Raw genomic sequence first — 22,681 nt, 5'->3', positions numbered from 1 at the left:
CTCCTCAGTCAATCATGTATTGGGCTTGGTCGAAACGAAATACCGGGCCATCGAGGCATACGTATTTGTCACCGATCCGGCAGTGACCACATTTACCCACGGCACAGGCCATGCGGCGCTCGTAGTCGACCCAGATTTGTTCCTTGCTGAGGCCGCGTTCAAGCAGCCCTAGTACCACGAATTTGATCATGATAGGAGGACCCACCACGATGGCCTGAATGGCTTCGGGGGCCGAGAAATCGAGCTGATCGATGTAGTCGGTCACGCGGCCGACACAGAACTGCTCATCAGGCTCACCCTCATCGAGAGTGACAATCAAGTTTTGCCGCTGACGCCACAGCGTGAGATCTGGCTGGAAAAGCACGGCTTCACGGTTTTTGAACCCCAGGATCATATCGAGCTGTTTTACGGATTCGGGATGACGGCAGAAATGCGACAGCAAGCCTTTGACCGGGGCGACACCTGTCCCCCCGGCAATGACAATCAGTTGTTTTTGCTCGTATTCAGCCATCGGGTAGCCGTTGCCGTGCACCCCGCGCATCCACACTTTGTCACCGGGACGAAGCGCAAAAAGCTTATCGGTGACTTGACCGACTTTCCTGATCAGCAAGTCAATATAATCGTCGCCGTAGTCAGAGACGGAGATCGGCGCTTCGCCGGCGAGTGGCAGTGAAATTTCGACAAACTGGCCGTAGTGAACGTCGAAGTCCTTGGCGACACGGAATGTCCATTCAAGTTCGGTGTGCTTTTCAATCGCCAGGATGTCATAAGCTGTTGGCAACAGCTTGTTAGCTGCCTCACCGTGGTGCTTGTTGTGGCATTGGCATTGGCATTGGCAGTGGTGGGTAGGTGCTTGCTCAGTCATGTTGTGGCTCCAGCGCCGCTGAGTTAATGGTGCTTTCTACCACGTCACTCATTCGATTGATGATGTTGGAAAATGAAATGTAGTGCGGGCAGCGGTCGTCGCAGCGGCCACAGCCAATGCACATATGGTCAGTACCTTGGCGGGCTTTGTAATCATTGACTTTGTGCAAGGCACGGTAGCGCAGTCGTTCGCCGGTTTTATCACGGAAGCTATGACCACCGGCCATGTCGGTGAAATTGCCTGTCATACAGCTTGCCTGCTGGCGGCGCCGCTCACCAATACGGGCTTCGGTGTTGTAGCTGATATCGAACACGCTGTAGCAAGTACAGGTAGGGCAAGAAGTGGTGCATCGACCACAGCCGATACAGCGTTTGTCATAGCTTTGCCATAGCGGGTAATGCGTCAGGATGTGTCTGATCCGATCCGGATCGTCGCAGACCTGGTCCGGGGTGCGGACCTTGACCGGGTTGCTGGTGACAAAGAACGGTTCGAAATCGTTTTCTGCGCCAAGCAGGTCAAAGTAAGCTTGCAGGCTTGGATCTTTGATACTGATGGCCACGCCGTTGTCATCAAATCGCACCGCTGCGGCGTAGTTGTCTGTCTTGTTGGTACCCATCGAGACGCAGAAGCAGTTGTCGAAACTGCTTTGGCATTCGAGCAAGACCAGTTTTACTTTCTTGCGAAGTCGGTCGTAGTACCAGTCGCGATTGTTGCCGTTTTTCAGGTACATATGATCAAGTCGCTCTAGCGCGTGGATATCACACGAGCGGGCGAACAACAGGATAGGTTTGATGTTATCGCTTGGCTGGATGATTTCATCACCGTGGAAATGAAACAGGGTCTGGGTGATAGGCAGCACTGTTTCCTTCGGTGAGAAATGGGACTTCTCCTGCCAGACAATATCAGCTGCATTTTCGATATCCTGATAAATCAGGTTGTCGGTATGGGCGAACCGCCCGCCGAAATGTTCGTAGGCTGGTGCCAAGACGCGATACTGTGAGCGCAGATGTGTCAGCGCCTCATCGAGTTCATCAAGCGTGAGGTATTTAGCCATCAGATAGCTCCTTGAAGTGAATGTTCAAATAGGTGTTCAGTTTGCTGGTGGTTGGAGTGCCATTTGATCTGATTGGCTAAATCGACGGTCTTACCGACGACAATTAACGACGGGGCAGAGGGCTTATGTTTGAGCAGGCAATTTTCCAGCTCGATGAGGGTGGTACTTAGCTGGTAATGCTGTGGCTGGGTACCGTGGCTGATAATGGCTGTTGGGGTGTCTCCTGCCATGCCGTGCAGCATGAGGCTGGAAGCAATCCATGCTGCGCAGTGCAAGCCCATGTAAAACACCAGCGTATGATTGAGATTAACTAGGCTTTCCCAGTTGATCTGGTACTGCTCGTTGTTGCCGCGGGCTGTCACCGCGGTAAACCCTCGCGAGACTCCTCTGTGAGTGAGCGGAATACCACTGTATGCGCAGCAACCTAATGCCGCGGTGAGCCCTGGAATCACTTCAAATGGGATTTGTTGCTGTTCAAGGGCAATGGCCTCTTCGCTACCGCGGCCAAAAACAAATGGGTCTCCTCCCTTGAGGCGGCAAATACGCAGCCCCCGTTGAGCCATGGAAACCAGCATTGTGTTGATGCCTTCCTGAGTCGCTGAAGGGTTGTTGTAACTTTTGCCTACTTCGATGATATTGGTGCCAGGCTTGGCATTTTGGATGATCGCTTTGGTGACGAGATGGTCATGCAATATGACATCGGCCGATTGGACTGCCTTTAACGCCTTGAGTGTCAGCAGTTCTGGATCGCCGGGCCCGGCACCGACCAAGGAGACAAAACCTTGCCTGTCACGGTTCAAATTGCTGCGAGGGCGGGGGGGCCGGATAGGCAATGGGCTAGGGCTTGAGTTGCTTTTTCGTAATGGCATAAAGGATCTTTCCGAAGCGAGGGTGAACAGCCAAGCTGGTTTATCTGTTTGAAAGCTAAATGCTTGAACTTTAACTGCCTGAAATGGTTGCCTAAAATGTAGGGCAAATCTATTTGGACTTTGTGAATAGGCCGTTCAGTAAAAATGAAAGGAGGTGCATAAGGAAGGAGGGGGATAACCCCTTTGAAATTAAGTACCTGAAAATAAATGTGATTTTTTCGAAATGCTAGTAATTCTCAATGAACAAAAGAGCCGTGAAAAGTCGTAGATAGTCCGCAATGTAAGTTTGCTTAAACGGTACGGTTAATGGCTGGAACAGGGGGAAGGAGAAGAGGTGTGTAGGGCTGGGCTGCTGGCATGGCTAACAAGGGAGAAACAAGGTATTACGGAGTTTGGCTGAGCGAAACAAGCACCCCCAACAAAGGGGCTCAAAGGTTGGCTTGTAGTTCTTGCTGTTGCAGTTGGTAATCGAACTCGACCTCGACATTGCTCTTTGGCACTGAGCAACAGGCCAGCACTTCGTTGGGGGCGATAAACGCCATCGAGTCTTGCTGGTCGAGCGCGCCGGATTTTAGTTTGCAGCGGCAGGCACCGCACATACCGTTTCGGCATTGGTATTCAGGTTGAAAGCCCGCTTTTTCCAATTGGGTGAGCAGAGGCTCACGGCTGTTGCCGTGAACCTCCATACCATTGACGCGAATGGCGACTCGACTCATAGTTCGAAGTCACCCAGGTCATCGGCGCTGACATCGTTGTCGATCTGGCCAACCAGGTAGGAGCTGATCTCCGCTTCCTGAGGCGCAACCTGGACGTTGTCAGATGAGAGCCAAGAGTTGATCCAAGGGATCGGGTTCTGTGTCGCACCCGGGTAGGCATGCTCAAGCCCCACCGCTGCCATACGTAGGTTGGTAATGTACTCAACGTATTGGCACAGGATGTCTTTGTTCAGGCCGATCATCGAACCGTCTTTGAACAGGTATTCTGCCCACTCTTTTTCCTGTTCGGCCGCATCACGGAAGATAGCAAAGCACTCTTCCTTGCATTCTTTGGCAATTTCAGCCATTTCCGGATCGTCCTGGCCGGTGCGCAGCAGGTTCAGGATGTGCTGGGTACCGGTTAGGTGCAATGCTTCGTCACGGGCGATCAATTTGATGATTTTAGCGTTACCTTCCATCAATTCACGCTCGGCGAATGCGAACGAGCAGGCGAAGCTGACGTAGAAGCGGATCGCTTCCAGCGCGTTGACCGACATCATGCAAAGGTAGAGCTTTTTCTTGATGTCACGCAGGTTTACCGTGATGGTGTCGCCATTGACCGTGTGCGTGCCTTCGCCGAAGCGGTGGTAGTCACTGGTCGCGGCGATCAGATCATCGTAGTACTTGGAAATATCGCCAGCACGCTTGATGATATGCTCGTTACCGACAATATCGTCGAACACGACCGCAGGATCGTTAACGATATTACGGATAATGTGGGTGTAAGAGCGCGAGTGGATCGTCTCGGAGAACGACCAGGTCTCAATCCAGGTTTCCAGCTCTGGGATCGACACAATCGGCAGCAGCGCCACGTTAGGGCTGCGACCCTGAATTGAGTCCAGCAGGGTCTGGTACTTCAGGTTGCTGATAAAAATGTGGCGCTCGTGATCCGGCAGGTTGTTGTAATCGATACGGTCGCCGGACACATCCACTTCTTCCGGGCGCCAGAAGAAAGAAAGCTGTTTTTCGATCAGCTTTTCGAAAATCTCAAATTTTTGTTGGTCATAACGCGCAACGTTGACAGGCTGGCCAAAGAACATTGGCTCTTTTAGTTGGTCGTTATTGGTTTGACAGAAAGTGCTGTATGCCATCTTATCCTCAACATCGGTGGGAGCCGAAGCTCCCACCGTTTCAAATCATTAAATCTTGCAGCTTGTGCAGTCGTCTGCGCCTACATCGCCCTGGCTATCAGAAGCGCCGTCACGGGTGTTGTGGTAGTACAAGGTTTTCACGCCGAGTTTATACGCTGTTAGCAGGTCTTTTAGCAACAGTTTCATCGGCACTTTTCCGCCCGGCTGCTGGCTCGGGTCGTAGTTGGTGTTGGCCGAAATCGCCTGGTCGATGAATTTCTGCATGATGCCAACTAGCTGCAGGTAACCGTCGTTGCTGCCGATGTTCCACAGCAGCTCGTAGTTGTCCTTGTACTTGCTGTATTCAGGCACCACCTGCTTCAGGATGCCGTCTTTCGATGCTTTTACCGATACGTAACCACGTGGTGGTTCGATGCCGTTAGTCGCATTCGAGATCTGCGATGATGTCTCTGATGGCATCAAGGCTGACAGGGTTGAGTTGCGCAGGCCGTGGGTTTTGATTTCCTCACGTAGCCCTTCCCAGTCGTAACGCAGCTCAGCAGTGCACACTTTATCGATATCTTTCTTGTAGGTATCGATAGGCAGGATGCCTTGCGCGTACGTTGTCTCGTTGAATGCCGGGCATGCCCCTTGCTCTTTTGCTAGGCCTAAAGACGCTTTTAATAGGTAATACTGGATTGCTTCGAACGCTTCGTGGGTCAGGTTGTTGGCGCTGCCGTCCGAGTAGCGAACACCGTTCTTCGCTAGGTAGTAAGCGAAGTTGATCACGCCCACACCCAGGGTACGGCGGTTCATGGTCGAGCGGTATGCCGCTGGCAGTGGGTAGTCCTGGTAATCAAGTAGTGCATCAAGCGCACGTACGGTCAGATCTGCCAGCTCTTCCAGGTCATCCAGTGTATCAATGGCGCCTAGGTTGAACGCAGATAGCGTACATAGGGCGATCTCACCGTTTTCGTCTTCCACGTTGTTCAGTGGCTTGGTCGGCAGGGCAATTTCCAGGCATAGGTTAGACTGGCGGATTGGCGCTACGCTTGGGTCGAACGGGCTGTGGGTATTACAGTGGTCGACGTTTTGTACGTAGATACGGCCGGTTGAAGCACGTTCTTGCATTAGCAGCGAGAATAGCTCGATCGCCTTGACGCTCTTGCGCTTGATGCTGCTGTCCTGCTCGTATTTCACGTACAGGCGCTCGAATTCGTCTTGGTCTGCGAAGAAGGCATCGTATAGGCCCGGCACGTCAGACGGAGAGAACAGGCTGATGTTCTCGCCTTTGATCAGGCGGGTGTACATAAGTTTGTTGATCTGTACGCCGTAGTCCATGTGGCGGACACGGTTTTCTTCAACACCACGGTTGTTCTTCAGAACCAGCAGTGATTCTACTTCGCCGTGCCACATTGGGTAGAACAGCGTTGCCGCACCACCGCGCACACCACCTTGAGAGCAGCATTTAACCGCGGTCTGGAAGTACTTGTAGAATGGGATACAACCGGTGTGGAATGCCTCACCGCCGCGGATTTCTGAGCCTAGGGCACGGATACGGCCAGCGTTGATGCCGATACCGGCACGCTGCGACACGTAACGTACAATAGCGCTTGACGTTGCATTGATCGAATCCAGGCTGTCGTCACACTCGATCAGTACACATGAGCTGAACTGACGAGTTGGGGTACGAACCCCTGACATAATAGGTGTCGGTAGTGAAACCTTGAACTGGGATACCGCATCGTAGAAACGCTTGATGTAGTCCATACGGGTGTCGCGCGGGTATTTGCCGAACAGGCAAGCGGCGATCATCATGTATAGGAACTGGGCACTTTCGAAGATTTCACCGCTCACACGGTTCTGTACCAGGTACTTGCCTTCCAACTGCTTAACGGCAGCGTAAGAGAAGTTCATGTCACGCCAGTGATCGATGTAAGTGTCCATCAGATCAAATTCTTCTTTACTGTAGTCTTCCAGCAAATGTTTGTCGTACTTGCCTTTTTCGACAAGGTTGGTGACGTGGTCATACAGCTTTGGCGGCTCGAATTGGCCGTAGGCCTTCTTGCGCAGGTGGAAGATGGCCAGACGGGCTGCCAGATACTGGTAGTCAGGCGTTTCTTCAGAGATCAGATCAGCTGCTGCTTTAATGATGGTTTCGTGGATATCTTCAGTCTTGATCCCTTCATAGAACTGAATGTGAGATTTTAGTTCGACCTGAGACACAGAGACGTTTTCCAGGCCTTCTGCGGCCCAAGTGATCACTCGGTGGATTTTGTCTAGATCGATACTTTCTTTGCGTCCATCACGCTTGGTAACAGTGAGCTGTTGATTCATTTTTGGTAGTTTTCCCAGATTTCCATCAGTAGCAGTGTTTTTTGTAAGTTTTAGCAATGAGGTTAGCAAAGATTGTGATCTTTGTTAGGTTTCTGACTGCCGATTAAAACACTACATATTGGGGTGTTGAGCTTATAGTGTTACAAGATAGTGGTGAGGGCAGGGTAATGCAAGGCGGTAATTTTTAACCGGCTGTGGATAACATGGGGATTCATAAAATTAAGTCAGTGCCTACTAACTGATTTGCGCAGGTGTGACAATATCATAGGAAAAATCAAAAATTTTTAAGGATAAAAAAATCGCCTGCAAAAAAAAAATTCTTGATTTTTTGCAGGCGTTGGACGTACTGATAAACCTTATGTTTTTTGGTTATTTCTTGGTTAGTTAGTAGCACGTCTCAGGTGCTGACAACGGCGATGATGTCGCTCGGGTGGGTGAGCACGCCGTGTGCGTGCCAGTCTGACGGGGTGTGTTCTTCACCTATGTATCCCCAGCCGGCAACATAGCCAGTCATGTTGGCGGCTTGGGCGGCGATCATGTCTTTTTCGATATCCCCGATATAAATACAGTCTTGATGATCGATACCCATTAGCCTGCTTGCGTGGAGCAGTGGTTCCGGGTGGGGCTTGGCGACGGCGAGGGTATCACCACAGACAATGGCTTGGGCGCGCAGCAAGGGGGGGAAGAAAGGCAGCAGCATATCGGTCAGGAAACCGGGTTTGTTAGTCATAATTCCCCAGGCAATGTCTCGCTCCTCCAGCTGTTCGAGCAAGGCCGCTACACCGTGGTAGAGCGAGGTATTGACGCAGATCTTTTCTTGGTAATAGCGCAGGAACTCCTCTCTTAACGCCATGATATCGAGGTGTTCGGGAATCGTGCCGAACCCGGCAGTCAGCAAGCCCTTGGCACCCATGCTGGTGTTGGCCTGGATTTGTTGCTCCGTCAGTGGCGGCAGGTTGTAGTCGGCCAGTACTCGGTTGGCCGCATCGGCCATATCCGGGGCGGTATCAAGTAAGGTGCCATCCAAATCGAACAAAATCGCTTTCTTCTTGGTTGTCATAGCTACATATCCTTGTATCGAAAAAGGGGCTTTAAGATCAGTATATACGCGGCGACCAGCGAAAAAGCGATCCCTGCAGCTAATTGCCATAATATTCACGGTGGTAGGCTGGATAGATATCAACGCCAGGCTGGCGGGAGGTTACTGTCGGGAGGCACAGGAATTTAGCTCGCTAGGATCGAGATACCCTAGCGAGGGGCACCGGCTCGCAGTTGTGGCTACTGCTTGGTGGTATGAACGATATAGTTGACGTCGACATTGTTGCCGAGCCAGTAACGGTCGGTGAGCGGGTTGTAGTGCAGGCCGGTAATATGGCGGTCTTGCAGCGGGGTGGCATCAATCATTTCCAACAGCTCTGACGGCCGGATAAACTTCTCGTGGTCATGCGTGCCCTTTGGTACCAGTTTGAGCAGTTGCTCGGCACCGACAATAGCGAACAGGTATGACTTGAAGTTACGGTTCAGGGTCGAGAAGAAGACATGGCCGCCAGGCTTGACCATTTTGGCGCAGGAGGCAATCACCGAAGCCGGATCGGGTACGTGCTCCAGCATCTCCATGCAGGTCACGACATCATAGGTCTCAGGGTGCAGTTCGGCATGCTCTTCGGCCGTGCGCTGGACATACTCAAGCTTGGTGCCGGTTTCCAGTGCATGCAGGCGGGCCACGGTCAACGGCTCTTTGCCCATATCAAGGCCGGTAACCTCGGCGCCTTCGACCGCCATGCTCTCGGCCAAAATGCCGCCGCCGCAACCGACATCCAATACTTTTTTGCCAAACAGGCCTTCTGCTTTATCTATTACATAGTTGAGGCGCAGGGGATTGATCTGGTGCAGCGGTTTGAATTCGCCTTCCAAATCCCACCAACGGGACGCCATTTCTTCAAATTTGATGATTTCTGCAGGGTCTACATTCAACTGCTTAGTCATGAATCTTTGCCATATTCCTTTCTGATAGCGGCATTATAACCCCAAGCATGGAGAAGGTGCAGTTATTGGCGATAATTTATTGCCATGTTATCGCAGTGTTGTTGAAAAAGACGAGGATGAGTCGTTACGGCGCCGGGCCACCGCTGTCGCTCGGCATAAAGAGGAGCGACAGGCGTTTCCGGTAGCTGGAACAAGCAAAGAACAGAGAAAGGGGAAGTGAGAAAAAATTACCTGTCCTTAAAACAATTCAGGCTTAGGAGCGGTGCTGCGCGATAGTCGCATTGTTGCTTCTAAGCCTGGTAAACATTCCGTGTTTGCATAGGTATTACTCGGTTGGTTCTAGCATGGCTAGCTGCATCATATCAGCCTGTACACCGCCTGTAGTCATTGCAATACCTGCGATAATGAGCATAAGAAGATATTTGCCGCCGATGATACACATGCCTAATGTGGTGATTACTCTGCCTAACATAATTGACCTCGCTTAACTGCTAATTGGTGATTTTTGAAATCTTAGATTTTGTTCTTGCGGGTTAATTGTACCTAAATGCATAGAAGCAAAATTGATAATGATCAGTTTTCTGTTCAGCTTTCGGTCAGCTCGGCGAAGAAGTAACATAATTCCGATCTTGCTCAATAATTTACAATTGGTTGCAATTTGAACGTGCCAGAATCAAAAATGAGAAAAGTAATAAAAAACAGGCTTTGAGCAAAAAACAGGCTGTCAGAAGGGTAATACTAAGATAAGTGCTTTCGATTTTTTTCCAATCCGCTAAATTACTCACAACATAATGGTGAAAGGTGTGCCTATCTGGGCTGAAATATGCTATATTCTCGCACCTTGCACGTATGGTACCAGACGTTATAGATATCGCCTTAGATTGGCTCTCAGCCCGTTTTAGCGCTAACTATGCCGTTTGGTATACGTATACGACAGAAATTACCTGAGGGATATTGGCTCCATGAGCGATCTTGCAAAAGAGATCACGCCCGTAAACATTGAAGAAGAGCTGAAAGGCTCGTATCTCGACTACGCGATGTCAGTCATCGTGGGTCGTGCTCTTCCTGATGTGCGTGATGGCCTTAAGCCGGTACACCGTCGCGTCTTGTTCGCGATGAACGTACTGGGCAATGACTGGAATAAAGCATATAAAAAATCTGCCCGTGTGGTCGGTGACGTAATCGGTAAATATCACCCGCATGGTGATAGCGCGGTTTACGACACGATCGTGCGTATGGCGCAACCTTTCTCTCTTCGCTACATGCTGGTAGATGGTCAGGGTAACTTCGGTTCGATTGACGGCGACTCCGCCGCGGCAATGCGTTATACCGAAGTGCGTATGGCCAAGATCGCCCATGAACTATTGGCTGATCTGGACAAAGAGACGGTAGATTACGTTCCTAACTATGACGGTACCGAGCAGATCCCTGCGGTACTGCCGACGAAGATCCCGAACTTGCTGGTTAACGGCTCATCGGGTATCGCCGTTGGTATGGCAACGAACATTCCACCTCACAACCTTGGTGAAGTGATCGATGGTTGCTTGGCCTACATCAATGATGAAGACATCACCATTGATCAGCTGATGGAATACATCCCGGGTCCCGACTTCCCGACTGCCGCGATGATCAGCGGCCGCAAGGGTATCGTTGATGCCTACAAGACTGGCCGCGGTAAAATCTACCTGCGCTCTAAAGCGGAAATCGAAGCTGACAAGAATGGCAAAGAGACCATTGTTGTTACTGAAATCCCATACCAGGTCAACAAAGCCCGCCTGATCGAAAAGATCGCCGAGCTGGTGAAAGACAAGAAGGTAGAAGGGATCAGTGCACTGCGCGACGAATCTGACAAAGACGGTATGCGTATTGTTATCGAATGTAAGCGTGATGCTGTCGGTGAGGTGGTGCTGAACAACCTCTACGCACAGACTCAGCTGCAGACCACGTTCGGTATCAACATGGTGGCACTGGACAACGGCCAGCCGAAGACTTTCAACCTGAAAGAAATGCTGAAGTGCTTCGTCAACCACCGCCGTGAAGTGGTGACTCGCCGTACTATCTATGAGCTACGCAAAGCCCGTGAACGTGCCCATATCCTTGAAGGCCTGGCACTGGCACTGGCCAACATCGATGAAATCATCGAGTTGATCAAAAACGCGACGACGCCGGCTGAAGCGAAAGCTGGCCTGGTTGCGCGCGGTTGGGATCTTGGCAACGTTGCCGCGATGCTTGAGCGTGCGGGCACCGATGCCGCTCGTCCAGAATGGCTGGAAGAGCAGTACGGTATCCGCGACGGTCAGTACTACCTGACCGAGCAGCAGGCACAAGCGATCCTGGACCTACGTCTGCACAAGCTGACGGGGCTGGAACACGAGAAGATCCTTGGCGAATACAAAACGCTGCTGGAAGAAATCGCTGAGCTGATGCACATCCTTGCAAGCTCAGAGCGTCTGATGGAAGTGATCCGCGAAGAACTTGAACTGGTCAAAGAGCAGTTCAACGATGTTCGCCGTACTGAAATCACCGCAGCGAGCCACGACATCGATCTGGAAGATCTGATCAACCAGGAAGATGTGGTTGTCACCCTTTCTCACGAGGGTTATGTCAAGTACCAGGTTCTGAGCGACTACGAAGCACAGCGCCGTGGCGGTAAAGGTAAGGCGGCAACGCGCATGAAGGATGAAGACTTCATCGAGCGCCTGCTGGTGGCCAATACCCACGATACGATTCTGTGCTTCTCGAGCCGCGGCCGCATGTACTGGCTGAAAGTGTACCAGCTACCGCTGGCAAGCCGTACCGCCCGTGGTAAGCCGATTGTCAATATCCTTCCGCTGGAAGAAGGCGAGCGTATTACCGCTATCCTGCCGGTGAAAGAATATGCAGATGACAAGTTCATCTTCATGGCAACGGCAGACGGTACCGTCAAGAAGACGCCGCTGACTGACTTCAGCCGTCCTCGCAGCGCGGGTATCATCGCGGTTAACCTGCGTGACGGTGACTCGCTGATCGGTGTGGATATCACCGAAGGTAGCGATGACATCATGCTGTTCTCGAAAGCCGGTAAAGTTGTCCGCTTCTCTGAAGAGCAGGTGCGTGGCATGGGCCGTACAGCGGCAGGTGTTCGCGGTATCAAGCTGGCCGAAAGCGACAAGGTTGTGTCTCTGATCGTTCCTCACAACGCGGGCGATGTATTGACGGTAACCGAAAATGGCTACGGTAAGCGTACTGAACTGGAAGAGTACCCGGCGAAGAGCCGTGCGACTCAGGGCGTGGTTTCGATCAAGGTCTCTGAGCGTAACGGTAGCGTTGTCGGCGCTGTCCAGGTTGAAGACGGCGACGAGTTCATGATGATCACCAACGGCGGTACGCTGGTTCGTACCCGTGTGGCTGAAGTGAGCCGTGTCGGCCGTAACACCCAGGGTGTCACCCTGATCCGTACTGCTGATGACGAACAGGTTGTTGGCCTGCAGCGTATCGATGAGCCGGAAGAAGAAGAGCTTATCGAAGATGCTGAACTGGTCGAAGCTGAGAATTCTGCAGAGGGTGAAACGCCAACTGCCGACACCGAAGCAGACGACTCTTCTGAGCAGGAATAACTAAGTAGTTAGTTAATCTGATAAAAGCGCAGCCTTAAGGCTGCGTTTTTTTATGCCTGCGAATATCAGCAAGAGTATTTTCTCTTTGCCTCTTTTCAGCACCGTTATAAAGGTGTAAAACAGACCTAAGTCACAACTTTGACCACAACCTTATGTTTTTCCAGCAGGAGCAAGTCTTACACCATGGACAACGTTTATAACTTTTGCGCCGGCCCAGCGATGATCCCGGCAGACGTATTGAAAAAGGCCCAACAAGAACTCGTTAATTGGAATGATCTCGGTACCTCGGTGATGGAAATCAGCCACCGCGGCAAGGAGTTCATTGCCGTGGCCAAACAGTCCGAGCAAGACCTACGCGACCTGCTGTCCATCCCTGACAACTACCATGTCTTGTTCTGCCATGGTGGTGCTCGTGCCCAGTTTGCGGCGGTACCGATGAATTTGTTGGGTGAGGCAGATAGCGCCGACTATATGGATGGAGGCTACTGGGCGCACAGCGCCGCCGAGGAAGCGGCGAAATACTGCCAGCCGAACATTGTCGATATCACCTGCGAGCGCGACGGCAAGAAAGCGATCCTTCCGGCGGCCGAGTGGCCACTGTCTGGCGATGCTGCCTTTGTCCATTTCTGCCCGAATGAAACCATTGATGGTATAGAAATCCGCGATCTGCCGGTAACGGACAAGCCGATTGTGGCGGATATGTCGTCGACCATCCTGTCTCGCCCTATCGATGTGTCGAAGTACGGTGTCATTTATGCCGGGGCGCAGAAAAACATCGGTCCTGCCGGCCTGACCATCGTGATTGTGCGTGATGACTTGCTCGGTAAGGCGAAATCTATCCTGCCGAGCATTTTGGATTACAGCGTGCAGGTCGACAAAGAGTCGATGTTCAATACCCCGCCGACCTTTGCTTGGTACCTGGCTGGCGAGGTGTTCAAGTGGCTCAAGGAGCTCGGTGGTGTGGAAGCCATGGCGCAGCGCAATATCGCCAAGGCCGATGTACTGTATGACTACATCGACCAGTCGGACTTCTACCGCAACGATGTCCATCCGGACAATCGCTCATTGATGAATGTACCGTTCCAGCTCAAGAATCCAGCACTGGATGCCTTGTTCCTCGAGCAAGCGGATGCCGCCGGTTTGAAAGCGCTGAAGGGCCACCGCGCAGTCGGCGGTATGCGTGCCTCGATTTACAACGCCATGCCGATTGAAGGTGTGCAGGCGCTGGTCGAGTTCATGAAGCACTTCGAGCAGGAAAATGCCTAACACCGCCATGTAACCTGCTATTGCTCAAGACAAAAAAGCCGCTTCACAACAGCGGCTTTTTTTGTCTTTGCCGTGTTCTTGTTGCCGTCACCGCTGGCGGGATTGTTCCGGGTAAATCAGCTTATCGGTGTCGAACCCCGCCTCTTGGGCAATGGCCACATAGCGGGAGATTTGGGGCGCGTCCAGCTCGGGCTCTCTGGCTAGCAACCAGAGGTAATCGGTGCTGTAGCCGCTGACGAGGGCAACGGAGTAGTCCGGCTCGAGAAAGAACACCACATAACTGCTGTAGAAGGGGCCGAAGAAAGAGACCTTGAGGTGGCCCTGGCTATCGTCATCGACAAACACCGCCCGGCCATCGGCTTGCTGCCACTGCTGCTCTTCGGTATCAAACCCGCGGTTGAGTACCGTTATCGAGCCGTCATCATTGCGGCTATAGACGGCACTGACATTACTGAGGCCACGCTCGAAGCTATGGTCGAGCCGGGCGATTTCGTACCAGGTACCGAGGTAGCGCTGTACGTCAAACGGTGACACGGGCTCGATCGACGGCGGCATCCCGGTACAGCCCGACAGTAGCACCCATAGCCCTGCTAAAGTTAGCCTGGATAAATTACACCGCGCCAAAATGTTTACCATGTTCCTCGCTCCTTGCCTGAGGTGGGGAAGTGAAGACCAATGTGGTGGTGAATTTCGCGCTGTCGTCGACGGGGGTAAACTCCCATCCCATACGTTCGCAAATTCGCTCAACGATCACCAGCCCACAACCGTATCCTGCATTAAACGTAGCATGGCCATCGTGATAATTGGTGATAGTCAGCTGATTCTCGACCAGCCGGATCTGGATATCGCCGACACTGTAATTGAACGCATTTTTGATCAGGTTGTTGATGACAATATTGATAAAGCTCTCCGGTGCGGAGATCGTACTCGCCGAGTGCGTCTCCAAGACGTAACTGGCGTCCTGTTTGGCGAAAATGGGGGCCATGGCATCGAGTTGCCGGCGGAGGTTATCTTCCAGCGGGTAGGTCCCGAAATGGTGGCGGTCAATGCTTTCTTTACCCAGCAGCAAGAAGGCTTCGGTTAACTCGCGCATCTCTTCGCTGGCTTGCTGCAGACGGTTGATGGCTTTGATGGCCACTGGCGGCTGGTTAGGCACTTTGCCCAACAGCTCCGCCGAACCCTGGATCACCATAATCGGGGTTCGCAGTTCATGCGAGGCGAAGCGGCTGAACTCGTGCTCGCGCTGAAAATAGCGGGCAATGTTTGTCTTGCTCTCATGCAGTGCCTGCTCGATCTCCCGGGTTTCTTTGTAGTCGGTCTCGACCAAAAAGTCCGGCTGGTCAGGCGGCATATTGCGGATTTTGTGCTCGATGGTTTCGAGCGGGCGAGAGACACTCTTTACGAAATACCAGCTGTAGATCAGTACCGCGAGGGAGACGGCCCCGCCCAAGCTGAATGTCATGAAGTGCAGGCGGGCTTCGTATTCGTCGAGGTAGTCGTCGGCATCATCCTGGAACACGATGTAGAACAGGCCATCACCGGATGGGTGCTCGGTGACGAGGAAGTGCTTGTCCTCCTTACCCAATAGGTGCTCATAAAAGCCGGGCTCCTGGTAGCTATCAAGCCAAGCCGGTGGGGTTTCTTTGCTCCAGTAGCTGTAGAACTCATGCTCATTGGGGAGCTGGGCCTGGTCCCCAAAGCGCTGGTAGTCGCGGCTGTAGCGGCTTGCCTCGGTATCGAGCCAGTGGTGGAGGCTGATGATCTCAAGCTCATTCTCGGCCAAATAGATCACCGACCAGAACAAGGTAAACATAATCAGCGTGGGAATGCCGAAGCTCCAGCGGATCTTGCGGTAAATGCTGGGGTAGGCTTTAGGCTTTGAGTCGGTATCCTTGGCCATGAATCGTCTCTAGTCGTGGTTCTACGAAGTCTTTGTCGATAGCATTTCTCAGGCCATAGACATGGCTGCGCAGGGCATCGCTACCCGGCGCATCGTCTCCCCACACGCTGTCTATGACTTCCTGGCGGGATACTATAGCGGGGGCCTTTTTCACCAGCAGCGATAGGATTTTCAGTTGGATACGGCTGAGCTTGATCGGCTTGCCGGCCCGGAGCACCTCGCCAGTGGACTGGTTGATGGTAATGTCGGCAAAGTGCAGCAAGCCAACATCTTTGCGTGCCCCCCGGCTGGCCAGCGCTTGCAGCCGAAGGCACAGCTCTTCCATGGCAAAGGGCTTGACGAGGTAATCATCGCCGCCGGCCTGGAAGGCGGCAATTTTGTCCTCCAGGCTGTCCTTGGCGGTCAAAAACAGGATCGGGATGTCACACAGCACTTCTTGGCGTATTTTCTTAACGGCTGAAATACCGTCGATTTTGGGCATCATGATATCCATGATGATGACATCGTAATGGTTGTCCTTAACCAGTTGGATTGCGCCAAGGCCATGGTATGCGCAGTCAATGGTATGGCCTTCTAGCTCGAGATAATCAGCCAGTGTTTCGGCGACATGGTGGTTATCTTCGACAATCAGCACTTTCATAAGCCAGTTTATTTATCCTCGTCAGACATTTCTTCACGCTTGCTTCACAGGCAGCGTAATAACATACCGCCAGTTAGTAATTATGCGCAATTAATCATAGGTAAAGTATGAAAAAAATGGCACTAGCTTCTCTGGTCGCAATAGTGTTGGCCGGTTGCGGCGGAAGTTCCGGTTCGGGTGGCTCGTCGGCGGAGGTCAAAACCGGTCGCCTTGACGGACAGGTTGCCGATATCTCGCACAGCAACAAGACCCTGAGCGTAAACGGGTATGCGCTGCGCAGTGAAGGTGCCCCGGTCATCTATCGTGATGGCGTGACCTTGCCGTTTGGTGAACTGGTCAACGGCATGCGAGTGCAGATCGATGCTGACGATAACCTGATTGAAACGATGAAGCTCGATCCTTCCCTGACAGGCGTTGTCACCGCCATCAACGGCGAACAGTTTACGGTCAACGGTATCACGATGACTTTTGCGGGTCTGGCGGGGATCAATGTCGGCGACTGGGTGATGGTGACAACTTACCCGCTGGCTGACGGCTCGGTGGAAGTGGTTGCGGTGCAGAAAGTCCCCGATCTTGGTTTTGTCGAGATCGAGGGGCCGGTTTCCCAGCTCGACAGCGCAGCCTATACCTTCAAGATCGGCACGGTGACCGTGGACTACAGCCAGGCAAAAGTGGATGACGACGATGAGCTGGCCAACGGGGCATGGGTCGAAGTCTACGGTGATATGCATGGCACGACGCTGGTGGCTAGCGAGGTCGATGTGGAAGATGATCTCGATTACGACGATACCGAAATCGAAGGGGTCATCTCCTGGGTCAATAACAACCTGACCCAAATTGAGCTCAACGGCCGCCTGCGTATCGAAGTCAACGATCGCACCGAGTTTGACGACGGCCGCCGCGAGGATCTGGCATCGGGGCGCTGGGTCGAGGTGGAAATGGCCTATCGTTCAGGGCGCCTGGTCGCGACTGAGATTGAATTTGAAGACGATGGCAATAGCGTCTCGGGCAAGGAGTTCCAGGCGGTTGGCGAAGCGAGATACCGAGCGGGTGTCTTCACCATCAATGGCATTGAAATCGAAATCAATGGCCAGACCGAGTTCGACGATGGCCTGAACCACGACAATCTGGATACCAGTTGGGTCGAAGTTGAAGGGCGCTACCTTGAAGACGGCAGCGGTGTGGGCCGCTACGTGGCGATCGAAATTGAACGCGAAGACCGTTTTGACGATGAAATCGAGCTTGAGGGGCCGGTCAAGGGCGGGACGATCTGGGGCTATGCGGCAACGGATAACTCCCTGGCGAAATATGAGGGCCGCTGGGTCGATCTCGACTGTGACTTCAACGGTACAACGCTATCGCGCTGCGACGACTAGAGCCAAGCTGAGTAGAAACGATATCGGTTATTGAAGCGCCTGCGGGCGCTTTTTTGTCGTTACGGTCCGGGGGAAAATGGCTGACGCATTCAGTACTAGCGAACGGAGGCATTATTCGTTACTCTGCAATGACTGCGACCAAACAGGATTAATGAAAAAACAGATGGAAAGTTTAACGTTACAGCCGATCAGTAAGATTAATGGCACCGTGAATCTGCCAGGTTCCAAAAGCGTCTCGAACCGAGCTCTGCTATTGGCGGCGTTAGCAAGCGGTACGACCCGACTGACTAACCTCCTTGATAGTGATGATATCCGTCACATGCTAACAGCCCTGACCAAGCTGGGAGTGAGCTATCAATTGTCTGACGACAAGACCGTGTGTGAAGTAACAGGCCTTGGTGGCGCATTCCAGCCAACCGAAGCAATGGAACTCTTCTTGGGTAACGCCGGTACAGCCATGCGCCCGCTGGCGGCGGCACTGTGCCTGGGGGAGGGCGAGTTCGTTCTCACGGGTGAGCCACGCATGAAAGAGCGTCCTATCGGTCACCTGGTTGATGCCCTGCGTACTGCTGGGGCGGATATTACCTATTTGGAAAATGACAACTACCCGCCGCTTAAAATCAAAGGTACGGGCCTGAAAGGCGGCGAGGTGGAAATCGACGGTTCTATCTCGAGCCAGTTCCTGACCGCGTTTCTGATGTCGGCGCCGCTGGCCTCGGCCGATACGGTGATCCGCATTAAAGGCGAACTGGTTTCGAAACCGTATATTGATATCACCCTGCATATCATGGCCCAGTTCGGTGTCGAGGTGGAAAACCGCGACTACCAGGAATTTGTGGTTAAAGGGGGCCAGGCCTATCAGGCTCCGGGTGACTTCTTGGTCGAGGGCGATGCCTCGTCGGCGTCTTACTTCCTGGCTGCCGCCGCGATCAAGGGCGGCGAAGTGAAAGTGACCGGTATCGGCAAGAAGAGTATCCAGGGGGATGTGCAGTTTGCCGATGCTCTGGCCGCGATGGGGGCAGAAATCGAGTGGGGCGACGACTACGTGATTGCCCGCCGTGGCGTGCTCAAGGCGGTCGATATGGACTTTAACCATATTCCCGATGCCGCGATGACGATCGCCACCGCCGCCTTGTTTGCCGAAGGCACCACGTCTATCCGCAATGTCTACAACTGGCGGGTGAAGGAAACCGACCGTTTGGCGGCGATGGCAACTGAGCTACGCAAGGTCGGTGCCGAGGTAGAAGAAGGCGAAGACTACATCACGATTACCCCGCCGGCACAGCTTACCCATGCAGCCATTGACACCTATGATGACCACCGCATGGCGATGTGCTTCTCGCTGGTGGCACTGAGCGACACGCCGGTGACGATCAACGATCCTAAGTGTACCTCCAAGACCTTCCCGGATTACTTCGACAAGCTGGCCATTCTGAGTCATTAACTGTCTGGGTTGTCATTAGTTAAGCAGAACCCGTCAACTGGCGGGTTTTGTTTTTTATCTCGAGGTCTATTTGGCCTGAAGACCGATTACTGATTGGTATCACAACTTTTTTCTCGTATAATATGCCCCCGTTTGAGAGCGGCAATACGTATCGGCACGCCCATGGGGTGCCGATACGTATGACTGCTTAGATTTAAACAAGTTTGGAGATTACCTATGTCTACTCACGCGCCAGTGATCACTGTCGATGGACCAAGCGGTGCCGGCAAAGGCACGCTATGTATGCTGTTGGCAGATAAACTGGGCTGGAAGCTATTGGACTCTGGCGCTATCTACCGCGTGCTGGCCCTGGCGGCGCTGCACCACGGAGTTGACCTAGAGTCTGAAGACGCACTTGTACCTTTGGCGGCTCACCTGGATGTGCAGTTTATCGCTGAAGGTGAGTTGGTAAAGGTGATTCTTGAAGGGGAAGACGTGTCGGGTGAGCTTCGTAAGGAAGAAACCGGCATGGCAGCCTCCAAGGTGGCAGCGCTGCCGCGCGTGCGCGAAGCCCTGCTTCGTCGCCAGCGTGCATTCAGCGAGGCGCCGGGCCTGGTTGCGGACGGCCGTGACATGGGCACCGTGGTGTTCCCTCAGGCAGAAGTCAAGATCTTTCTCGATGCCAGTGCCGAAGAACGTGCGAATCGTCGCATGAAGCAGTTGCAACAGAAAGGGTTAGATGTTAACTTTGACCACCTTTTGAAAGAAATTCAGGAACGTGACTACCGAGATCGCAACCGTGCGGTCGCGCCGTTACGTCCCGCGGCTGATGCATTGGTGCTAGACTCTACAGAGATGTCTATCGATCAAGTCATCGAACTGGCATTGGCCCATATTGAAACGAAATTATCAGCCGAATAATTCGGCATGATGGCGTCGGTGTCACGGAAGATAACTGACTTTACTACCAACCCCATGCGGTAGGATACCCATGGTTGTTAATCACATTGAAGATTAAATAATGACTGAATCTTTTGCTCTACTTTTTGAAGAGTCTCTAAACGAACTAGAAACACGTCCAGGTGCAATCGTTAAAGGTACTGTTGTAGCTATCGAAAACGGTTACGTACTAGTTGACGCAGGCCTTAAGTCTGAGTCTTCTATCCCTGCTGATGAATTCAAGAACGCTGCTGGCGAAATCGAAATCGAAATCGGCGCAGAAGTTGACGTTGCTCTAGACGCAGTAGAAGACGGCTTCGGTGAGACTAAACTTTCTCGCGAGAAAGCTAAGCGCCACGAAGCTTGGATCGTTCTTGAGAAAGCTTACGAAGACGCTGAAACTGTTGTTGGTATCATCAACGGTAAAGTTAAAGGCGGCTTCACAGTTGAACTTAACGGCATCCGTGCGTTCCTACCAGGCTCTCTAGTAGACGTACGTCCAGTTCGTGACACTGCTCACCTAGAAAACAAAGAGCTAGAGTTCAAAGTAATCAAGCTAGACCAGAAGCGTAACAACGTAGTTGTTTCTCGTCGCGCAGTTATCGAATCTGAAAACAGCGTTGAGCGTGATGAACTTCTTGCTTCTCTACAGGAAGGCATGGAAGTTAAAGGTATCGTTAAGAACCTTACTGACTACGGTGCGTTCGTTGACCTTGGTGGTGTTGACGGTCTTCTACACATCACTGACATGGCTTGGAAGCGCGTTAAGCACCCATCTGAAATCGTTAATGTTGGCGACGAGATCAACGTTAAAGTTCTTAAGTTCGACCGTGAGCGTACTCGCGTATCACTAGGTCTTAAGCAGCTAGGCGAAGATCCATGGGTAGCAATCGCTAAGCGTTACCCAGAAGGTACTAAGCTTTCTGGCCGCGTAACTAACCTAACTGACTACGGCTGCTTCGTTGAAATCGAAGAAGGCGTTGAAGGTCTTGTACACGTTTCTGAGATGGATTGGACTAACAAGAACATCCACCCATCTAAAGTTGTTAACGTGGGCGACGAAGTTGAAGTTATGGTTCTTGATATCGACGAAGAGCGTCGTCGTATCAGCCTAGGTCTTAAGCAGTGTAAAGCTAACCCATGGCAGTCATTCGCTGAAATGCAAGCTAAGGGCGATCGCGTAACTGGTAAGATCAAGTCTATCACTGACTTCGGTATCTTCATCGGTCTTGAAGGCGGCATCGACGGTCTTGTTCACCTATCTGACATTTCTTGGAATGTTGCAGGTGAAGAAGCAGTTCGCGACTTCAAGAAAGGCGACGAGATCTCTGCAGTTGTTCTAGCGGTTGACGCAGAGCGCGAGCGTATCTCTCTAGGTATCAAGCAGATCGAAGAAGACCCGTTCAACGGCTTCGTTGCAGTTAACAAGAAAGGTGCTCTAGTTACTGGTACTGTTACTGCAGTTGACGCGAAAGGCGCAACTATCGAGCTAGCTGAAGGTGTTGAAGGTTACCTACGTGCTTCTGAAGCATCAGTTGACCGTGTTGAAGACGCAACTCTAGTTCTTTCTGTTGGCGATTCTGTTGAAGCTAAATTCACAGGCGTTGACCGTAAGAACCGCGTAATCAACCTATCTGTACGCGCTAAAGACGTTGCTGAAGAGCAAGAAGCTATGGCTAACCTGAACAAGCAAGAAGATGCTTCTTTCGGTAGCGCAATGGCTGACGCTTTCAAAGCGGCTAAAGGCGAATAATTGAGCTCGGGGGGATCACTTTTCCTCCCAAGCGGTTATACTATTGAGAAACATACTAAAAACGGAGTGTTTATGACAAAGTCTGAATTAATTGAAAGACTATGCAGTCAACAAACACATCTTTCTGCCAAACAGGTAGAAGATGCTATTAAGGAAATCCTTGAGCATATGGCTACGACCCTGGCTGAGGGTGACCGAATCGAAATCCGTGGCTTTGGTAGCTTCTCTTTGCATTACCGCGCTCCACGTGTAGGTCGAAACCCGAAAACAGGTGACAAGGTTGAGCTGGACGGCAAGTACGTTCCTCACTTCAAGCCTGGCAAGGAATTGCGCGACCGTGTTAACCAGTCTATTGCTAGTTAAGCACGTTTAGAACAAAAAAACGGCATGCTGTTAAGTATGCCGTTTTTTTATGCGTATTGATCATGGTCTGATGAGGCAAAATCTTGCATAATCAGGCCATACCCGTCTGTGCTTATACCAGATGTTTTTTTCGGTTTTGGGGCATTGCCTTTACCAGATAGGTATCATCTATATTTCGTTCAAGTGAGAAGGATTCACGATGAAAATTCTGACCGTACTCTTACTGGCTGCGTGTTTCTTGGTTACCCTTGCGCTGGGTGCCCAAAATCAGCAGTTGGTGAACTTTGACTATTTGATTGCCCAGGGAGAACTCCAGCTATCGACATTGCTGGGTATTGCCTTCGGTTCCGGGTTCGTTATCGGCTGGCTGATCTGCGGCCTGCTGTACCTCAAGGCCCGTTTCACCAAAAACCGCCTGAGCAAGAAAGTCCAAAAGCAGCAACAAGAACTGGATCAGCTACGAGCCGAGCCAGTTAAGGAATAACATTT

General features: G+C 52.0%; 20 protein-coding genes. 8 read left to right on the top strand and 12 right to left on the bottom strand.

Features of this window, described 5'->3' with window-relative positions:
* Positions 1 to 4: 4 nt before the first annotated feature.
* The 9 genes from asrB to PTW35_RS12470 form a co-directional block, all read right to left on the bottom strand.
* Positions 5 to 865, bottom strand: coding sequence for an anaerobic sulfite reductase subunit AsrB (gene asrB / locus PTW35_RS12510; protein ID WP_281025267.1), 861 nt, complete (start codon positions 863 to 865; stop codon positions 5 to 7).
* Positions 858 to 1,919, bottom strand: coding sequence for an anaerobic sulfite reductase subunit AsrA (gene asrA / locus PTW35_RS12505; RefSeq protein WP_281025266.1), 1,062 nt, complete (start codon positions 1,917 to 1,919; stop codon positions 858 to 860). The genes asrB and asrA overlap by 8 nt, the downstream gene beginning before the upstream one ends.
* Positions 1,919 to 2,788: a uroporphyrinogen-III C-methyltransferase gene (cobA, locus tag PTW35_RS12500; protein ID WP_281025265.1), complete on the bottom strand. Its 870-nt coding sequence runs from the start codon at positions 2,786 to 2,788 to the stop codon at positions 1,919 to 1,921. The genes asrA and cobA overlap by 1 nt, the downstream gene beginning before the upstream one ends.
* Before the next feature lie 428 nt (positions 2,789 to 3,216).
* Positions 3,217 to 3,504, bottom strand: coding sequence for a class I ribonucleotide reductase maintenance protein YfaE (yfaE, locus tag PTW35_RS12495; protein WP_281025264.1), 288 nt, complete (start codon positions 3,502 to 3,504; stop codon positions 3,217 to 3,219).
* Complete coding sequence (gene nrdB, locus PTW35_RS12490; protein ID WP_281025263.1) at positions 3,501 to 4,634, bottom strand: class Ia ribonucleoside-diphosphate reductase subunit beta; 1,134 nt, start codon at positions 4,632 to 4,634, stop codon at positions 3,501 to 3,503. Before nrdB ends, yfaE begins: the two co-directional genes overlap by 4 nt.
* 48 nt (positions 4,635 to 4,682) lie before the next feature.
* Entirely contained in the window at positions 4,683 to 6,950 is a 2,268-nt protein-coding gene (nrdA, locus tag PTW35_RS12485) for a class 1a ribonucleoside-diphosphate reductase subunit alpha (protein ID WP_281025262.1), read from the bottom strand.
* Positions 6,951 to 7,347: 397 nt separating this feature from the next.
* A complete protein-coding gene (locus tag PTW35_RS12480) occupies positions 7,348 to 8,010 on the bottom strand; it encodes an HAD-IA family hydrolase (protein WP_281025261.1) in 663 nt (220 codons plus the stop codon).
* Positions 8,011 to 8,228: 218 nt separating this feature from the next.
* Entirely contained in the window at positions 8,229 to 8,936 is a 708-nt protein-coding gene (ubiG, locus tag PTW35_RS12475; RefSeq protein WP_281025260.1) for a bifunctional 2-polyprenyl-6-hydroxyphenol methylase/3-demethylubiquinol 3-O-methyltransferase UbiG, read from the bottom strand.
* 325 nt (positions 8,937 to 9,261) lie between these two features.
* Positions 9,262 to 9,408 (bottom strand): hypothetical protein, encoded by a 147-nt coding sequence (locus PTW35_RS12470; protein ID WP_281025259.1) that lies wholly within the window; start codon positions 9,406 to 9,408, stop codon positions 9,262 to 9,264.
* A gap of 490 nt (positions 9,409 to 9,898) precedes the next feature.
* Between PTW35_RS12470 and gyrA the strand changes: the two genes are divergently transcribed.
* Both gyrA and serC read left to right on the top strand, forming a co-directional pair.
* Positions 9,899 to 12,532: a DNA topoisomerase (ATP-hydrolyzing) subunit A gene (gene gyrA, locus PTW35_RS12465; protein ID WP_281025258.1), complete on the top strand. Its 2,634-nt coding sequence runs from the start codon at positions 9,899 to 9,901 to the stop codon at positions 12,530 to 12,532.
* Between the two features lie 183 nt (positions 12,533 to 12,715).
* Entirely contained in the window at positions 12,716 to 13,798 is a 1,083-nt protein-coding gene (gene serC, locus PTW35_RS12460; RefSeq protein WP_281025257.1) for a 3-phosphoserine/phosphohydroxythreonine transaminase, read from the top strand.
* A gap of 87 nt (positions 13,799 to 13,885) precedes the next feature.
* Here serC and PTW35_RS12455 read toward each other — a convergent pair whose 3' ends face one another.
* Genes PTW35_RS12455 through PTW35_RS12445 form a run of 3 tightly spaced genes read right to left on the bottom strand, consistent with a single transcriptional unit; the run spans position 13,886 to position 16,338 of the window.
* The gene (locus PTW35_RS12455; protein WP_281027501.1) at positions 13,886 to 14,353 is read right to left on the bottom strand and encodes a lipocalin family protein; all 468 of its coding nucleotides are present in this window, start codon (positions 14,351 to 14,353) and stop codon (positions 13,886 to 13,888) included.
* Between the two features lie 55 nt (positions 14,354 to 14,408).
* Complete coding sequence (locus PTW35_RS12450; RefSeq protein WP_281025256.1) at positions 14,409 to 15,698, bottom strand: histidine kinase dimerization/phospho-acceptor domain-containing protein; 1,290 nt, start codon at positions 15,696 to 15,698, stop codon at positions 14,409 to 14,411.
* Positions 15,670 to 16,338, bottom strand: a complete 669-nt coding sequence (locus tag PTW35_RS12445) for a response regulator transcription factor (protein WP_281025255.1) — start codon at positions 16,336 to 16,338, stop codon at positions 15,670 to 15,672. Before PTW35_RS12445 ends, PTW35_RS12450 begins: the two co-directional genes overlap by 29 nt.
* A 107-nt stretch (positions 16,339 to 16,445) precedes the next feature.
* On the opposite strand from PTW35_RS12445, the gene PTW35_RS12440 reads away from it, so the two are divergent.
* From PTW35_RS12440 to PTW35_RS12415, 6 genes are all read left to right on the top strand, one after another.
* Positions 16,446 to 17,714: a DUF5666 domain-containing protein gene (locus PTW35_RS12440; RefSeq protein WP_281025254.1), complete on the top strand. Its 1,269-nt coding sequence runs from the start codon at positions 16,446 to 16,448 to the stop codon at positions 17,712 to 17,714.
* Between the two features lie 163 nt (positions 17,715 to 17,877).
* Positions 17,878 to 19,158 carry a 3-phosphoshikimate 1-carboxyvinyltransferase gene (gene aroA, locus PTW35_RS12435; RefSeq protein ID WP_281025253.1) on the top strand — a complete coding sequence of 427 codons (1,281 nt, stop codon included), beginning with the start codon at positions 17,878 to 17,880 and terminating at the stop codon, positions 19,156 to 19,158.
* Between the two features lie 216 nt (positions 19,159 to 19,374).
* Entirely contained in the window at positions 19,375 to 20,058 is a 684-nt protein-coding gene (cmk, locus tag PTW35_RS12430) for a (d)CMP kinase (RefSeq protein WP_039468056.1), read from the top strand.
* A gap of 100 nt (positions 20,059 to 20,158) precedes the next feature.
* The gene (rpsA, locus tag PTW35_RS12425) at positions 20,159 to 21,829 is read left to right on the top strand and encodes a 30S ribosomal protein S1 (protein WP_281025252.1); all 1,671 of its coding nucleotides are present in this window, start codon (positions 20,159 to 20,161) and stop codon (positions 21,827 to 21,829) included.
* A gap of 72 nt (positions 21,830 to 21,901) precedes the next feature.
* Positions 21,902 to 22,192, top strand: coding sequence for an integration host factor subunit beta (gene ihfB / locus PTW35_RS12420; protein WP_039468048.1), 291 nt, complete (start codon positions 21,902 to 21,904; stop codon positions 22,190 to 22,192).
* Positions 22,193 to 22,391: 199 nt separating this feature from the next.
* Positions 22,392 to 22,676: a lipopolysaccharide assembly protein LapA domain-containing protein gene (locus tag PTW35_RS12415; RefSeq protein WP_039468044.1), complete on the top strand. Its 285-nt coding sequence runs from the start codon at positions 22,392 to 22,394 to the stop codon at positions 22,674 to 22,676.
* Positions 22,677 to 22,681 lie beyond the last annotated feature (5 nt).

It is taken from the genome of Photobacterium sp. DA100, from assembly GCF_029223585.1.
GTDB lineage: Bacteria > Pseudomonadota > Gammaproteobacteria > Enterobacterales > Vibrionaceae > Photobacterium.
The sequence above is the reverse complement of the archived record's forward strand: the minus strand, read 5'-3'. Positions and strand labels throughout refer to the sequence as shown.

Excerpts from the sequence above, each read along its gene's own strand:
- asrA (WP_281025266.1), bottom strand. The coding sequence starts at position 1,919 with ATGGCTAAATACCTCACGCTTGATGAACTCGATGAGGCGCTGACACAT.
- aroA (WP_281025253.1), top strand. The coding sequence starts at position 17,878 with ATGGAAAGTTTAACGTTACAGCCGATCAGTAAGATTAATGGCACCGTG.
- PTW35_RS12455 (WP_281027501.1), bottom strand. The coding sequence starts at position 14,353 with ATGCCGCCGTCGATCGAGCCCGTGTCACCGTTTGACGTACAGCGCTAC.
- PTW35_RS12470 (WP_281025259.1), bottom strand. The coding sequence starts at position 9,408 with ATGTTAGGCAGAGTAATCACCACATTAGGCATGTGTATCATCGGCGGC.
- ubiG (WP_281025260.1), bottom strand. The coding sequence starts at position 8,936 with ATGACTAAGCAGTTGAATGTAGACCCTGCAGAAATCATCAAATTTGAA.
- PTW35_RS12450 (WP_281025256.1), bottom strand. The coding sequence starts at position 15,698 with ATGGCCAAGGATACCGACTCAAAGCCTAAAGCCTACCCCAGCATTTAC.
- cobA (WP_281025265.1), bottom strand. The coding sequence starts at position 2,788 with ATGCCATTACGAAAAAGCAACTCAAGCCCTAGCCCATTGCCTATCCGG.
- yfaE (WP_281025264.1), bottom strand. The coding sequence starts at position 3,504 with ATGAGTCGAGTCGCCATTCGCGTCAATGGTATGGAGGTTCACGGCAAC.
- ihfB (WP_039468048.1), top strand. The coding sequence starts at position 21,902 with ATGACAAAGTCTGAATTAATTGAAAGACTATGCAGTCAACAAACACAT.
- rpsA (WP_281025252.1), top strand. The coding sequence starts at position 20,159 with ATGACTGAATCTTTTGCTCTACTTTTTGAAGAGTCTCTAAACGAACTA.
- PTW35_RS12440 (WP_281025254.1), top strand. The coding sequence starts at position 16,446 with ATGAAAAAAATGGCACTAGCTTCTCTGGTCGCAATAGTGTTGGCCGGT.
- asrB (WP_281025267.1), bottom strand. The coding sequence starts at position 865 with ATGACTGAGCAAGCACCTACCCACCACTGCCAATGCCAATGCCAATGC.
- nrdB (WP_281025263.1), bottom strand. The coding sequence starts at position 4,634 with ATGGCATACAGCACTTTCTGTCAAACCAATAACGACCAACTAAAAGAG.
- PTW35_RS12415 (WP_039468044.1), top strand. The coding sequence starts at position 22,392 with ATGAAAATTCTGACCGTACTCTTACTGGCTGCGTGTTTCTTGGTTACC.
- gyrA (WP_281025258.1), top strand. The coding sequence starts at position 9,899 with ATGAGCGATCTTGCAAAAGAGATCACGCCCGTAAACATTGAAGAAGAG.
- PTW35_RS12445 (WP_281025255.1), bottom strand. The coding sequence starts at position 16,338 with ATGAAAGTGCTGATTGTCGAAGATAACCACCATGTCGCCGAAACACTG.
- serC (WP_281025257.1), top strand. The coding sequence starts at position 12,716 with ATGGACAACGTTTATAACTTTTGCGCCGGCCCAGCGATGATCCCGGCA.
- nrdA (WP_281025262.1), bottom strand. The coding sequence starts at position 6,950 with ATGAATCAACAGCTCACTGTTACCAAGCGTGATGGACGCAAAGAAAGT.
- cmk (WP_039468056.1), top strand. The coding sequence starts at position 19,375 with ATGTCTACTCACGCGCCAGTGATCACTGTCGATGGACCAAGCGGTGCC.
- PTW35_RS12480 (WP_281025261.1), bottom strand. The coding sequence starts at position 8,010 with ATGACAACCAAGAAGAAAGCGATTTTGTTCGATTTGGATGGCACCTTA.